This window comes from Methylococcus sp. S1M (assembly GCF_051295855.1).
In the GTDB taxonomy this organism is placed as follows: Bacteria; Pseudomonadota; Gammaproteobacteria; order Methylococcales; family Methylococcaceae; genus Methylococcus; species Methylococcus capsulatus.
Window position 1 is genome coordinate 81,907 of record NZ_JBPDXO010000006.1, and the last position, 13,904, is coordinate 95,810.

11 protein-coding genes, 1 tRNA gene and 2 pseudogenes are annotated in these 13,904 nt (G+C 58.5%); 7 read left to right on the forward strand and 7 right to left on the reverse strand.

From position 1 onward, the window contains the following. Window positions 1-4: 4 nt before the first annotated feature. Together ACSHWJ_RS11630 and ACSHWJ_RS11635 are read right to left on the reverse strand one after the other, a co-directional pair. Window positions 5-846: pseudogene (locus ACSHWJ_RS11630) on the reverse strand (IS3 family transposase); the annotation flags it as partial. Between the two features lie 59 nt (window positions 847-905). Next, a complete protein-coding gene (locus tag ACSHWJ_RS11635) occupies window positions 906-1,175 on the reverse strand; it encodes a hypothetical protein (protein ID WP_218797403.1) in 270 nt (89 codons plus the stop codon). Between the two features lie 228 nt (window positions 1,176-1,403). On the opposite strand from ACSHWJ_RS11635, the gene ACSHWJ_RS11640 reads away from it, so the two are divergent. The 7 genes and pseudogenes from ACSHWJ_RS11640 (at window position 1,404) to ACSHWJ_RS11670 (ending at window position 9,892) form a co-directional block, all read left to right on the forward strand. Then, window positions 1,404-2,390, forward strand: a complete 987-nt coding sequence (locus tag ACSHWJ_RS11640) for a class I SAM-dependent methyltransferase (RefSeq protein ID WP_218797402.1) — start codon at window positions 1,404-1,406, stop codon at window positions 2,388-2,390. A 170-nt stretch (window positions 2,391-2,560) separates the two neighbouring features. Then, window positions 2,561-4,015 carry a DNRLRE domain-containing protein gene (locus ACSHWJ_RS11645; RefSeq protein WP_435928740.1) on the forward strand — a complete coding sequence of 485 codons (1,455 nt, stop codon included), beginning with the start codon at window positions 2,561-2,563 and terminating at the stop codon, window positions 4,013-4,015. Between the two features lie 110 nt (window positions 4,016-4,125). Further along, window positions 4,126-5,283 (forward strand): hypothetical protein, encoded by a 1,158-nt coding sequence (locus tag ACSHWJ_RS11650; RefSeq protein ID WP_432539840.1) that lies wholly within the window; start codon window positions 4,126-4,128, stop codon window positions 5,281-5,283. A gap of 351 nt (window positions 5,284-5,634) precedes the next feature. Then, window positions 5,635-6,745: pseudogene (locus ACSHWJ_RS11655) on the forward strand (IS3 family transposase). A gap of 480 nt (window positions 6,746-7,225) precedes the next feature. Next, on the forward strand, window positions 7,226-7,831 hold the full coding sequence (locus ACSHWJ_RS11660) for a TetR/AcrR family transcriptional regulator (RefSeq protein WP_218797399.1): 606 nt from the start codon (window positions 7,226-7,228) through the stop codon (window positions 7,829-7,831). Beyond that, a complete protein-coding gene (locus ACSHWJ_RS11665) occupies window positions 7,828-8,310 on the forward strand; it encodes a hypothetical protein (RefSeq protein WP_017364873.1) in 483 nt (160 codons plus the stop codon). The genes ACSHWJ_RS11660 and ACSHWJ_RS11665 overlap by 4 nt, the downstream gene beginning before the upstream one ends. 28 nt (window positions 8,311-8,338) lie before the next feature. Beyond that, window positions 8,339-9,892, forward strand: a complete 1,554-nt coding sequence (locus ACSHWJ_RS11670) for an FAD-dependent oxidoreductase (RefSeq protein WP_218797398.1) — start codon at window positions 8,339-8,341, stop codon at window positions 9,890-9,892. 236 nt (window positions 9,893-10,128) lie between these two features. Here the strand turns inward: ACSHWJ_RS11670 and ACSHWJ_RS11675 are convergent. From ACSHWJ_RS11675 to ACSHWJ_RS11695, 5 genes are all read right to left on the reverse strand, one after another. Next, window positions 10,129-10,216, reverse strand: a tRNA-Ser gene (locus tag ACSHWJ_RS11675). Window positions 10,217-10,298: 82 nt separating this feature from the next. Continuing rightward, window positions 10,299-11,102, reverse strand: coding sequence for a DNA polymerase III subunit epsilon (dnaQ, locus tag ACSHWJ_RS11680; RefSeq protein ID WP_218797397.1), 804 nt, complete (start codon window positions 11,100-11,102; stop codon window positions 10,299-10,301). Between the two features lie 10 nt (window positions 11,103-11,112). Then, complete coding sequence (gene rnhA, locus ACSHWJ_RS11685; RefSeq protein ID WP_010960057.1) at window positions 11,113-11,580, reverse strand: ribonuclease HI; 468 nt, start codon at window positions 11,578-11,580, stop codon at window positions 11,113-11,115. Then, window positions 11,577-12,998 (reverse strand): APC family permease, encoded by a 1,422-nt coding sequence (locus tag ACSHWJ_RS11690; protein ID WP_218797396.1) that lies wholly within the window; start codon window positions 12,996-12,998, stop codon window positions 11,577-11,579. Before ACSHWJ_RS11690 ends, rnhA begins: the two co-directional genes overlap by 4 nt. Before the next feature lie 57 nt (window positions 12,999-13,055). Next, complete coding sequence (locus ACSHWJ_RS11695; RefSeq protein ID WP_026045881.1) at window positions 13,056-13,862, reverse strand: DUF2272 domain-containing protein; 807 nt, start codon at window positions 13,860-13,862, stop codon at window positions 13,056-13,058. Window positions 13,863-13,904: the final 42 nt, after the last annotated feature.

Here is a 13,904-nt window from a genome sequence, read left to right on the forward strand (position 1 = left end):
CCTGGACCTTCGCACTGATATTCTCCGGCCCGTTGTCGCAGCGGATCACCCGTGGTCGCCCCCGCCATTCCATCACTTGCTCCAGGGCGCGGATGACGCGCTCGGACGGCAGCGAGAAGTCCACCTCCATCCCTAGCGACGCGCGGTTGAAGTCATCAATCACATTGAACAACCTGAACTTCCTTCCATCGGCGAGCTGATCATGCATGAAGTCCATCGACCAGACTTGGTTGATTCGTGTCGGCACCGTGAGCGGTTCAGGCTTGTCCCGTTTCAGCCGTTTCCTCGGCTTGATGCGAAGATTCAGTTCCAGTTCGCGGTATATCCGGTACACCCGTTTGTGGTTCCATCCGAATCCTTTCACGTTGCGCAAATACAGGAAGCACAGCCCGAATCCTCAGTTGCGGTGATTATCCGTCAGCCGTAGCAGCCAGTCGGCGATTTCTTCGTTCTCGGCATTGCGCTTGGCGCTGTACCGATAACAGGTTTCGCTGACCTGAAATGTCGCGCAGGCAAGGCGGATTGACACCCTGTGCCCGCTGACGGCACGCTTGGCCATCTCACGGAGGTGAGATGGCCTCACCACTTTTTTGAAATCGCCTCCTGAAGAATGTCGGCCTTCAGGCGCTCCTCCGCGTACATCTTCTTCAGCCGGGCATTCTCGGCTTCCAGTTCCTTCATCCGGGCCATCATCGACACGTCCAGGCCGCCATGCTTCGCTCGCCACTTGTAAAACGTCGCCGTGCTGATCCCCAATTCCCGGCACGACGCCGGCGCCGGCAGCCCAGCTTCAACCCGCTTCAGCGCCTCGATGATCTGGCTGTCCGAAAACTTCGGCTTCTTCATGCAGAACTCCCCGTTAACGAGAAAATTCCACTTCTGAACCCCTTCATTGGCCGGGGGGATTACCCCGCGACCGCCTGCCGCGGATCGATGGTTCGATAGTAGGCGGAATAATCCGCATCGATCTGTTCGATCTCCTCCCTTTGATATCCCGGCCCCGGTATGATCGAGCTGGTGACCCGTCCGCTCTTCCGTTCCAAGAAGTACAAATGCCCGATTTGCGCGTCCACCATCCGCAATAGGCCTTCGATCGCCTCTCGCCACAATTCCGGCTCCAACGCCGCTTCGTACAGCGTTCCGATCTGCTCATCCAACTCCTCTTCCCGCGTCACGACGAATGCTCCGAAAGAAAGTCCTCGCGAAGCATACGGCATTTCGGGCGGCCCTTACCACAAATCGCCAGAAAAAACATCATCAAGATGGGTGATGTTTTTGTCGTACCGAGGACTGTAGATTCAGTTCGCAAGCGGTCAATCGCGGATCCGTGGCTGAGGCTAAATCCGTGGCCCTGGCGAGATCGACGATAAGAACTTAAAAGAACCGGAGAAGGAGGCAAATCGATGATGGCTAACGTCAATATCGACACGTTCTTGGATGACGCCCACTCACTCATTTCTCAAGGCGAAATCACGGATGGCATTGCTACGGTGTTCAAGGGATTGTTCGCAAAACGCATGGCGATGCCTCCCGAGGACTGGCGCAAGTTCGTCGCTGCAGAAGCGCTAACCCACCCGGTCAAGGAGGCCGTGCACTCTTGCCCGTTCACCCGGCATTCCTTCACCAAACCCAGAGGGTATGCGGGCGATGCTGGATTGATCGATCTTATTTACCACGGGATCAGTGCGCGAAACATCGAGCTCGACGGAATAGCAGAAGAGATCGCCAAATTTACACTGAACGCCCCAGCCGCACGAGCGGTGCGTTACCGGCGCGAGTTGCTCGCCCGTTATATTGATGAAACAGCCGCCCAAGAAAACGAGCCCTTGATCCTTTCCATAGCCGCAGGACATCTGCGTGAGATCGAATTGAGTCAGGCGGCGCTGAACGGACAGATCGGCCGTCTCTATGCGATCGACCAGGACAAGGAAAGTGTCGCCCTCATTCAGCGCGAGTACGGTCGTTACAACGTGTCCGCGTCGGTTGGCTCTGTCCGTCAAATTCTCAATGGAAAGATCAAATTCAATGGATTGTCGCTCGTCTATGCTGCCGGGCTATTCGACTATCTACCCGACAATATCGCTCAGCGACTCATCGAGCACATGTTCAGCTTCTTGAAGCCGGGCGGACGGATGCTTGTGGCTAATTTCCTGCCCCAAATACCGGATATAGGCTACATGGAGAGCTACATGGATTGGCACCTGATCTTTCGCAGCGCCGACGAACTCTTGCGACTTTTTGACTCGCTGCCCCAGAACAAAGTGGAAAGTCTCATCACAACGTTCGACCCCGACAAAAATATCGTATTTGTCGAGGCAGTGAAAAATCGCAACAACGAAGCTCCTGTTCGTGCAACCGTAGTCCAGCACCATGCTGCGGAGGCCACTTAAAATAACAATAAGCGGAACGACCGCCAGACCACCAGTAGGCTAATTAATAACATACCTATAAAGACGATCGGAGAGATGCCATGAATGCAGACGAATGCGGAAGGGTCGGGCGATCAGCTCTTGCCAGCAGGTTGTATGGAATCGCTGCAGGATTATTTACCAGCATATCCATGAGCGCTTCAGCGACAGAAGCGGTGGTCACGGCCGATATATCCACCAAACAATCACCAGACAAGAAGTCATCAGATGATAAAGACGAAGCTTCAGGGTTCAATCCGAATCTCTTTGTCAACAGCAAAGCTCGGAGCCTGCTTCGGTTCGATTTGTCTTCATTGCCCGATAATGTAGTCGCCACGGATATTGCCAAGGCGACGTTGGTGTTTTACGTCAACAAGGTCAGCAAAACCGGTGCCATAGCGATTGCGCCAGTTCAATCGGCGTGGAGCGAAAACTATACAGGCGTTGAGGCCGCGCCAACGATTGGCCCTAATTTCACCTCGATTCCCGTATCTGCTGGCATGGCTAACCAGTTTGTCACGGTGGATTTGACCGATATGGTGCAAAGCTGGGTAGCGGCACCGGCCGGCAATTTCGGCATACAGATTGCTCCGGCGGCTACGAACACCGATACGTCGATCACCTTCGACAGCAAGGAATCGAAGGACACGAGCCATTCCGCGATGCTTCAGATCACCCTCCACGGCCCCGCCGGGCCGCAAGGTCCTGGTGGCCCTACTGGTCCGACCGGCCCTGTAGGACCGATGGGAGCAACCGGTCCGGCGGGACCTCAAGGTGCCGAAGGACCGCAAGGCCCGGCAGGCACGGTTGGCCCGACCGGACCGCAGGGACCAGCAGGCACACCCGGACTGGTCGCTCGCGGACCATGGAGCGACTCGGTGCTTGCGCAATACATGCTAAATGATGTGGTGACTGAATCGGGCTCCAGTTGGCGCTGTACCCTCAATGCGGGGTGCACGTCAGGATTGGCGCCTTCCAGCAGTCTGAACACGGAGTGGGAAGTGCTGGCGGCCAAGGGTGACGCGGGGCCGCAGGGTCCAGCCGGAGCGGACGGCGCGGCCGGTCCTCAAGGGCCCGCCGGGCCCCAGGGGTCGGTCGGCCCCGTGGGGGCAACGGGACCTATGGGGCCAGCGGGTCCACAAGGCGTTCCCGGCCAAGACGGCGCCCCTGGTTCAGTGGGACCCCAAGGGCCTGTAGGGGAAACCGGTCCCCAGGGTCCGCCCGGTCCGGCTGGCGCGCCAGGGCCTATTACGAATATCCATCCATACAGTCTTCTCCCTACGAGTGGTGGGACTTACGCCATCCAAGAATCAGACACTACGGAGGAGTTTGTATTTCAGACAGGAGGAGGTCCGTCAAATATTGTTCTGCCACAGCCATCTTTGGGAAAACAAATTACGCTGGTTAGGCCTCTGAACTCTGGTTGCTCTTTCTTAAGGGTGACGAGCGCCAATAATGCGCAAATATGCTTTGTTTTGGGTACGCAGCAACCCGGCAGTGCAGCGCCTGGGGGAGGCTGCTATTCAAATTATGATTTGAACCAGATGTGTCCCGGCATAAATAGATTTTATGCTGACGGAGTAGCGTGGCATTACAGGAACTTGTAATGAAAGCGAAGCATGCTTTTTGAACAAACACTAAGCGCATCGCGACGGTTTATTTTGTGATAGACAAGTAACTACAGCACTGATAATTAATATTATTACTGGATAACCGCATGAAAACTATAGTCGCTTTAATAGCAATATCTTTGTTATTTACATGTGCTGGCTGCAGCCTGCCGACAAAGACAGAAAAAAAGGTTACTCCAGGTGAAACTGTAACCGAAAAAAGTTTCGATCGGCCGGAACAAATTCAACAAGAACTCAACCTCGCCAGCACATCTGATGGCATTATCAAGGCAACGTTTCATGAAAAGCATTTGATCCCAGTAAATCAAATAAAGATAAACAATGTTAGCGAAACTACGACATGTTGTCGAGACCCATTATTATGGCTTCTGCTGGGCGTCTGGAACCCAATTGTTTGGATCAGCGACGGGCCCTTAGCCTATAAGATGTTAACGGGTAAGCACAGCACCAGCACCTATCAAGATAGACTGACAACAAAGATCGGTGCCGAGTGGATTGATGTTCCAGTCAGAGACGGCACAAAAATAGTTTGGTATTCAGATATTGTGTGCGCCAGTGGTTGCACCACATCCACAAAAGACGGAGCAGCCATATTAGATATATCCAAGGAGCTATCCAATAAAGAGCTTAATAACGAATACAATGAAATAACAATTAATGTCGCTGCCGAGAATGAAATAACAGGCGGTTTCATAAAGAAGGACATCACGAAGCCGCTTGCTTCAATTTTTTCCCCTGCAGATCCTTATAATTCTGAGGATGCCCCCCCGCACAGGTCGGCTAGGGGGTCTCAATTACTATCCAAAGAAAAAGATTATTGGCAGGCTGTATTGCAGGCCGGTCATGCCGAGGACTATTCATCATATTTGCGAATATATCCAAATGGGTTTTTCTCGGAGCTGGCCAGAAATCATCTGTCACAGATGCAAAAACAGATGATGTTAACAACCGAAGAAGATAGAAAAAATCAGACCAAGGAGAAGAAGGAGGCGCTCCAGGAACAAGAGAAACGTACTGCGTCAGCTATAGAAGCCCGCAATGAAAGACTTCGTGACTGTAAATCGCAATGTGATTCAAGATACAATACATGCCAGGCATCGGCATTAGTGCAGGGCACAAGACAAACAATGTACGCAGGAATAAACAAATATATGCCAGGAATTGTTCAGGCCAGCATAAACACAATATCATCAAGCCTGGATTGTAATAGCATGAAAACTATATGTTACTCAGGATGCGGCTAGCTTTATAACAGTTAAAAAATAATTGTTATGCTTCAGCATAACTGGTACGTCCCGAGTGGTAATATTCCTGCAAGGAGTTATGCTCTGTTCGAAGCCTGGAGCGTTCTCCGGGAAGTGTTTGGTCACCCCTTGAAGGGCACATCGAAAAACCGGGGTCATGTGAGAATACCGGACCTGAATTTCCTGGCTGAAGCGCCATGATCGAAGAGAGCCTATTCGCCGCCGAGGAACGTGAAGCCAGGCTGGACCGGCTGGGCGATGTGTTGCGAGAAATGGAGAGGCATTACCTGCTTCCGGTTTTTCGGACCAGATAAAACTTGAGAGAATGGCTTCCTTGGAAAGAAGGAAGTCATGAAGAAGAGCAGATTTACGGAAGAACAGATGGTCGGCATGCTGCGGGAGGCCGACCGGACCTCGGTGGCTGCCGTGGCCAAGGCCCACGGCGTCAGCGAGCAGACGTTGTACACGTGGCGCCAACGGTTCGGCGGCAGGGTGCCAGTGACGTGAAGCGACTGCGCCAGTTGGAGCGGGAGAATACCCAGCTACGCAAGTTGCTGGCGGATCGCGATCTCGAAATCGAAGTGATGAAGGAGATCGCCGTAAAAAAATGGTGAGCGTACCCGCCCGCCGCAAACAGGTGGCCTACGCCAGGATGCGCGGCCTGTCCGAGCGGCGAGCGTGTACGCTGCTGAATGTCGCGCGTTCCGCGCTGCATTATGAATCGGTGAAGGCGGTCAAGGATGCACCGGCGCTGGCCAGCATGGCCATCCTGTCTGCCCAGTACCCGCGCTTCGGTTACCGGCGCATTCATGTATTCCTGGATCGCCAAGGGCATCAGATGAGCGTCGGACGTGCCTGGCGGCTATGGAGCCAGTCCGGGCTGCAAGTACCGAGGAAACGACCGCGGCGCAGGATTGCAGGAAGCCGGCCACGCCCACAGACACCCGCGATGGCGAACCAGGTATGGGCCTATGATTTTGTGTTCGACACCACGGCCAGCGGACAGCAGTTGAAGTGCCTGACGGTCGTGGATGAATACACGCGCGAATCGTTGGCAATCGACGTCGCCGGATCGATCCGCTCCAGCCGCGTGATTGAAGTGCTGTCGCAGTTGATGAGCGTGCGCGGCGTACCGAAGATCCTGCGCTCGGACAACGGCCCGGAGTTCGTTTCCAATGCGCTGTTGCGCTGGGCCACGAATCACGGTCTGGACATGGCGCTGATCGAGCCGGGCAAGCCATGGCAGAACGGTGTGGCGGAAAGCTTCAACGGCAAGTTCCGCGATGAATGCCTGTCGATGGAATGGTTCCGCTCACGGGCGGAAGCCAAGGTGGTGATCGAAAGCTGGCGGCGTCATTACAACGAAGTGCGCCCGCATTCGAGTCTGGGGAATCTGACGCCGACGGCGTTCAGGTTATTGGGAGGGAAGACCGCTGAAACCGAGGCCATTCTCCAGGAATGAGTGGCACGAAGAATCTGGGCAGGCCAGCCAAGCGCCCCCGGCCGGTAAGGACCGCGCCAACCTGATTTTTTCAAGGCCCCTCCAGCAAACCCCTGTTCTGTTCGAACCGTTCCCGCCTGATGTCGCTGGGGTCGTTTTTCTTCCGCACAGCCCAGCATTCTCGGATGGATGGAAGATCGTGAACAGGCTCTAACATCAACCCCGGCCACCGCCTCTGCTCCTTCGGTTGATCAACGATTCGACACCGTCAATTTACCGATCCGAAGCGGTGACTACCTCCCCACCCGATTTACAGCAGTTTACGGACTCAATCCGCTTGACGGGAAGGCTTACAACCGGACCGAAGAATGTCGTCACATTTCAACACGTCTTGACCAATTGTATTTACATTAAAAATATCAATTATCGTCAGACACACCAAATAGCACAATGTCGACATCCCGACCGTATCAAAGCCCGTTGCGCGAAGCCCAATCGGCCATGACGCGTGAACGCATCCTGATGGCAGCGAAGGATTACCTGGAAAAAAATGACATCGAGAGACTGACTTTGCGACGCGTTGCCGAACTTTCCGGCGTGTCGCCGCCGACGGTCTACGCCCACTTTCCGACCATGGACGACCTGATCGCGGCTTTTTTTCAGTGGCTGAAACCTCGATTGGGGCTGGATCAACCCTTACCCTCCCTCAGAGAACTGGCGACCCTGCCTGACCGCCTATTCCCGCGTTACGAGGAGTACGGCCCTCTCTTGAGAAATCTCATGAACAAGCCTTCCTGGGACCGTCAGCGTCTGGCCGACCGGGACCGCCGACATGGCGGGTGGCTGGATGCGATCAGTGCTGAGCTCCCCGATCACACGCCCGAACAGCTCCGCAGGGGCGGCCTTGTCGTCGCCGCCTTCTGGACACCCGCGCTGTGGCGCTGGCTGAGGGATACCTGCGGTTTCACGCCCGAGGAGACACGCCTGGTCGCCGGGTGGGCGATCCGCGTACTGATAGATGCCTTGAAGAAGGACCCGTCCAGCCTGGACGGGTCGCCCTCGAACACACTTCCATCCCCCGATCCGGACGACGAGTTCAAGCCATGATTCACCATGTCTCCCTCCCCGCGCGCGATCCCCTCCACGTCGCCGGGATTCTGGCCGAAATGCTTGGCGGGCGGGCTTTCCGCTTTCCCGGCCCCTTGGCTGACGCAGCGATGGCCGTCAGCGGCGACCCCCACGGTACCATGATCGAGGTCTATCCCGACACGGTAATCATGATGCCGGGTGAAGGTGACGCGCCCGTCAGCTACGCCCAGAGTCCGGCGGACCGCCAATTCGTGCCGTTTCACGTCATGCTGTCGACGCCTCTCGAGCACGCCGAAATCGAGGCAATCGGCATTCGAGCCGGTTGGCGCACCAAGCTGTTCGGCCGCGCCGCGCCGGGCCTGCCACCGGCATTCAACGTCATTGAAGTCTGGGTCGAAAACCGCACTCTGATCGAGGTCGTTCCCGGCAGTATGATCGGAGTCTATGAAGACTACATGCAGCTCGAGCGCTTGGACGCGCTAGGTCTCGCTCTCTAACCCACTCAAGCCAACGTCGGAGTCAATCATGAACCGCGAGATTTTGGTGGTCGGTGCAGGACCGACCGGGTTGTCGCTTGCCATCACCCTTCGCCGCTATGGCGTCCCCGTGCGCCTTGTCGAGCGCAAACCAGAACCTGCCGGTGTGTCCAAGGCGCTGGCGGTCTGGAGCGCGAGCATGGAAGTACTGGAAGGCATGGGGGTCATGGACGCACTGCTCGCCGAAGGCGCGAGGCTGCATTCACTGCGCATCGGCAGCGGTCCCCGCGAACTTGCGGCAATGGCCATCGGCGACGGTATCGATAGCCCCTATCCCTTTCCTCTGTTGCTGTCGCAGGCCCGCACCGAACGGATTCTGGCCGCCAAGCTCGCTGAGCTGGGCGTTGAAATCGAGCGCGGCGTCGAGCTGACACAGCTTTCCCAGGATCAGGAAGGCGTCACCGCCGAGCTAAAACATCCCAATGGCCGGGTGGAAATCCAGCGTACCCCTTATCTTGCGGGCTGCGACGGCGCCCGCAGCACCGTGCGCCAAGCTCTCGGCATCGAGTTCCAGGGCTATACGGAACCTCAGACCTATCTGCTCGGCGACGTCCTGATCGACGGTGGCGGGCTAGACCACAACAGCATCTATCTCTGGTGGCACAACGGCGGCACCGTCGCACTGTTCCCCTTTGAGGAAGCGACCTGGCGAGTTTTCGCCGTGCGAAAGCCTGGAGCGGGCGACGAGGCGACGACGATCGCCGAATTGCAAGAGCACATAGACCGCCATGGCCCGAGTGGCTTGCGCCTGCACGATGCAAGCTGGCTATCGGCGTTCCGCATCAACGAGCGCCTCGCCGAGCGCTATCGCGCCGGACGGTGCTTTCTCGTCGGCGATGCCGCACACATCCACAGTCCCGCCGGCGGGCAGGGCATGAATACGGGCATCCAGGATGCCGTCAATCTCGGCTGGAAACTCGCCTATGCAGCGAATGGCATCGGCAATGCCGATCTTCTGCTTGACAGCTACGAGGCCGAACGCCGGCCGATCGCCCGCAGTGTGGTCAAGGCGGCAGCACGGAAACTTCATCTGGCATTCGGAGGCGGCAGGCTCGACACCATACTCAGAGACGTGGCTGTCACCGTCTTCGGCAATATGTCCGCCGTGCAAAAAATGCTGCAGGTTGAATTGTCGGAAACCGAGATCGTCTATCGCGAAGGCCCGCTGGTCGCCCTAGGATCGCCGCCGCACAAGCCCAGGCGCACCGGCGTCGGCGCGCGGGCACGAGACGCCGCCCTGGCGGATCCCCCGCGCCGGCTATGGTCACTGCTTTCGGAACCTCACCACAGTCTCTTGCTTTTCGAGGATTCGCGCCATCCGATCCCCGTCGATGGCATCATGGAAGGAACCGGCGATCGGCTAAGGATCGTTCGCCTCGACGAACGATCCGATCCCGGCGGCGCAGCACGCGACCGGTTTCATCTCGATGGTTCTGGATGGGTTCTCGTCCGTCCCGATCAAGTCATCGCCGCGCGAGGGACAGGCAGCCGTCTCGACGGTCTTGAGCCCTACTTCGACCAAGTGTTGCGGAGTCCCCGATAAATCTGTGGCCGTCTCTGTATTCAACACGGTCGTTTTCCAAGCGGCAACATGACAGGCGCGACATCGGCAATGTGACTCGACCGATGGCGCCCCCGACGTCTCGCGGGAGAAGCCGGTGATAGAACCGATGACGTTACTGGCGCCTGTGTGTAGCGATCGATGGATTTCTTTGGTCGACAAAAACCCGCCGGGCCATATTGCTCATGGGCGCCCCGGGGCTTCATCAGGAGCTCGATTGGCGGAAGCGGTGAGATTCGAACTCACGAACGGTTTCCCGTTGCCGGTTTTCAAGACCGGTGCCTTCAACCACTCGGCCACGCTTCCGTGAAAGACGAGAATCGGAGTTTGCGGGTCCAGCCGCCAGCCCGATCAAGCGGCGTAGGATACCCGATGCAGGGGCCACATGCTAGCGGGACCACAGGCAGTTGCCGGAGCTCGCCTTGGCGATGGCATCCAGGCGAGCGGCGTGGGCTTCGGCCTCCTCGGGCGTGCTGCGGATGACCCGCAGCCGCGGGCGGGCGGTGTCGACCGACCGAGGCGCGGCTTGCTCCCGTTCGACGGAATTTGCCCCGAGCGGCCCGGGCTGAGCATGAACGGAGCCAGCAGAGGGGGTCACCACAAGCCGTTCGAACCCTCCATCGGACCCGCGAGCCCCCCCGGACTCGGCGTCAGCCTCCAGCAGCATGGTGATCTGTCCGCCGGTCATCGCCAGGTAGACGTCGGCGAGGATTTCTGCGTCGAGCAAGGCACCGTGCAGTTCCCGGCGGCTGTTGTCGACATTGTAGCGTTTGCACAGGGCATCCAGGCTGTTGCGCTGGCCCGGGTGGTTCTTGCGCGCCATCGCCAGGGTGTCGCAGATGCCGCAATAGTCCGCGATCCGACCCCGGTTTTCGCCCAGGAGCGAGAGTTCGTGGTCGAGGAAGCCGACGTCGAAAGCTGCGTTATGGATGATGAGTTCGGCGCCGCTGATGAAGTTCAGGAAATCGTCCGCGATGTTCCTGAACACCGGCATACCGGCCAGGAACTCATTGGTCAGGCCGTGTACTTCGATCGCGCCGGCATCGATTTCCCGTTCGGGGTTGATATAGACGTGGAAGCGGTTCTGGGTGATCCGCCGGTCGAGCAGCTCCACGCAGCCGATTTCGATGATACGGTGGCCGGCTTTGGGATCGAGGCCGGTGGTTTCGGTGTCCAGTACGATTTGACGCATGGTCTGCCCTTCAGGCCGGTATTTTGTCGGATTGCAGCAGTTCGTCGATACCGCGGTTGGCGAGGCGGTCCGCCGCTTCGTTTTCGGGATGGCCGGAATGACCCTTGATCCAGCCCCAGCTCACCTGGTGGCGCTGCTCCGCCTGGATCAGACGCTGCCATAGATCGATGTTCTTGACCGGGGAGCGCCCTGCGGTTTTCCAGCCACGCTTCTCCCACTGGGCGACCCATTCGGTGATGCCTTTCTTCACATACTGCGAGTCGGTGACGATTTTCACCTTGCAGGGCCGGCTGAGGGTCTCCAGCGCCCGGATGGCGGCCATCAGTTCCATACGATTGTTGGTGGTCTCGCGCTCGCCGCCGTAGATCTCGCGGGTCTTGCTGCCATAGCGCAGCAGCACGCCCCAGCCGCCGGGTCCGGGATTGCCGCGACAGGCGCCATCGGTATAGGCGTATACGGTCGGTTCGGTTTCACTCATTCCCCTGGACTCGACTTACGATGAGCCTCGGCCTTGCCGCCGGAGCACCAGTAAAGATAGAAAGGGATGCCCAGCAGCAGGAAAACCAGGCCGATGGCGGTTTCTGAGGGATTCTGGAAGATCATGCCGAGGCAGAACAAACCGGCCACCGCAAAGAAAATCAGCGGGACCCACGGATATCCCGCCACACGGTAAGGCCGAACCACCTCCGGCGAGGTGCGCCTTAGTACGATGACGGCGAGCGCGGTGATGCCATAAAACGCCCAGAGCCCGAACACTGCATAGTTGAACAGCCGGTCGAAACCGGCACGGTCCTGCCCGAACAGCAGAATCAGGAAACTCGCGAACGACGCCTGGACGATCAGGGCATTGACCGGCGTCCGGTGGACCGGATGGAGGCGCGCCAGCGGGCTGAAGAACAGCCCGTCCCGCGCCATCGCGTAAGACACCCGGGCGCCCGACAGGATCGAGCCGTTGAGCGCCGCCAGGGTCGATACGACGGCGGCGGCGGTGATCGCGGCGCCCCCGAAGTCACCGAACACCAGCTGCGCCACGTCCTGCGCCACCCGCTCCGAGCGCTTCAAGGCTTCCGGCGGTAGGGCATAGAAATAGGCCAAATTGGCCAGCAGATAAACCCCCATCACGCCCAGCAAGCCCAACAGGAACACCTTCGGAATGGTGCGATCAGGGTCGCGGATTTCCGAGCCCACCAGGGTCAGGTTGTTCCAGCCGTCGTAGGCCCAAAGCACTGCGGCCAATGCGGCAGCGAAAGCACCCCAGCCGGTCCATGCAGGGTGTTCCGGAGCCTGCCGGAAATGGTCCCAGGAACCCCCGCCGGCGCCGAGCACCAGCACGGCCAAAGCCACAATGGCCGCGACCTTCAGTACCGTCAGGAAACTCTGCACCGCACCGCCGCGGCCGACACCGAAACAGTTGATCAGGGAGAACGATGCAACCGCCGTCATCGCGACGAATTGGAGGCCCGTCACGCCCCAGCCGACCTCGCCCCAGGACAGATGCAGCCATTCCCGCTGCAAGCCGTCGACGAAAAACCCGAGGAACAGGGCGAAGCCGGTCGCGATGGTGGCGATGGAACCGGTCTTGCCGATGACGACCTGCTGCCAGCCGAACAGAAAGCCCCACAACGGGCCATAGGCGCGGCGGAGAAAGGCGTACTCGCCCCCTGCTTCGGGGAAGGCGGCGCCCAATTCGGCGTAGCTGAGCGCCCCGCCCAGCGACAACAAGCCACCCAACACCCAGACGAAAAATGTCCAGCCCACCGAGTCGAGTTCGCGGACGATGGTCGAAGGTACCAGGAATATGGCAGTACCGATCACGGAACCCGCCATGATCGCGCCCGCGCTGGTCCAGCCCAGGACACGCCTAAGCTCCTGTGGCCCTCTGTCTGGCGACGGCATGACTCCTAATTCACCTGAAACGAGCAAGAGAAGAGCCCATGGCGCGGTGCCGGACGGTCACAACCGGTTTTCCAACACCAGAAACCATGGACGCTGGCGGGTGGGGACGAGCATGCCGTCCTTGTTCAGCGCGACCGTGCTGCGCGAAACCGAGTTACGAACGTTGCCCCCGATCGCTTCCACGCTTCCACTATTGCGTTGCACCACGATGTCGCAGTGCAGTTTGGTATCTTCCAGCATGTAGGTTTCCAGCGGCCGGGTCACGCTGGGCAGCCCATAGCGCTCCCGGCTGGCGCAGATGAGGTCGCCCGGCCGGGGACTGTATTCCTTGATCGCATGAGGAACGAAGGAGGAATATGGCCCGTCGGACTTGCGGATGATCTGGCTCAGATAGACCCAATGGGCGCTGGCGGGGGGGAACTGGCTTTCCGGCACGCCTGCCATTTCCATCACCCAACTCACGAAGGCGGCCGACCAGGGCTGGGAACAATTGAGCCCGGACAACCCCGGCTTGTTCACCGCCTGCCAGTAGCGGCTGATGCGCTGGATATGGGGTGCGTCCTCGTCCTCCCAGTAGCCCACATGCGGAATGCTTTCCTCCCCGCCGTCGTAGACGACCCGCTGGGAACCGAAGAATTCCCACTCGGCGTTGGCTAGCGCCAGTATCCGGCGCTTGATCGCCGACAGGGTCGGTTCCCTCGCGGCGGGCTTTTCGGCCGACGCCACCGGCCCAGCAGCGGGCTCGGGCTGGGTCGGTGCCTTCTTCGCGCCACTGCAACCGGCGAGGGCGATGCACAACGCCAAAACGCCGAGGTCCCACCGCCCGGTACGCCACCGACGATATCCCTGATTCAAGCGATTCATCCCGATGTTACAACAAGGTTTCCCGATGGACCCGCTTTTTCC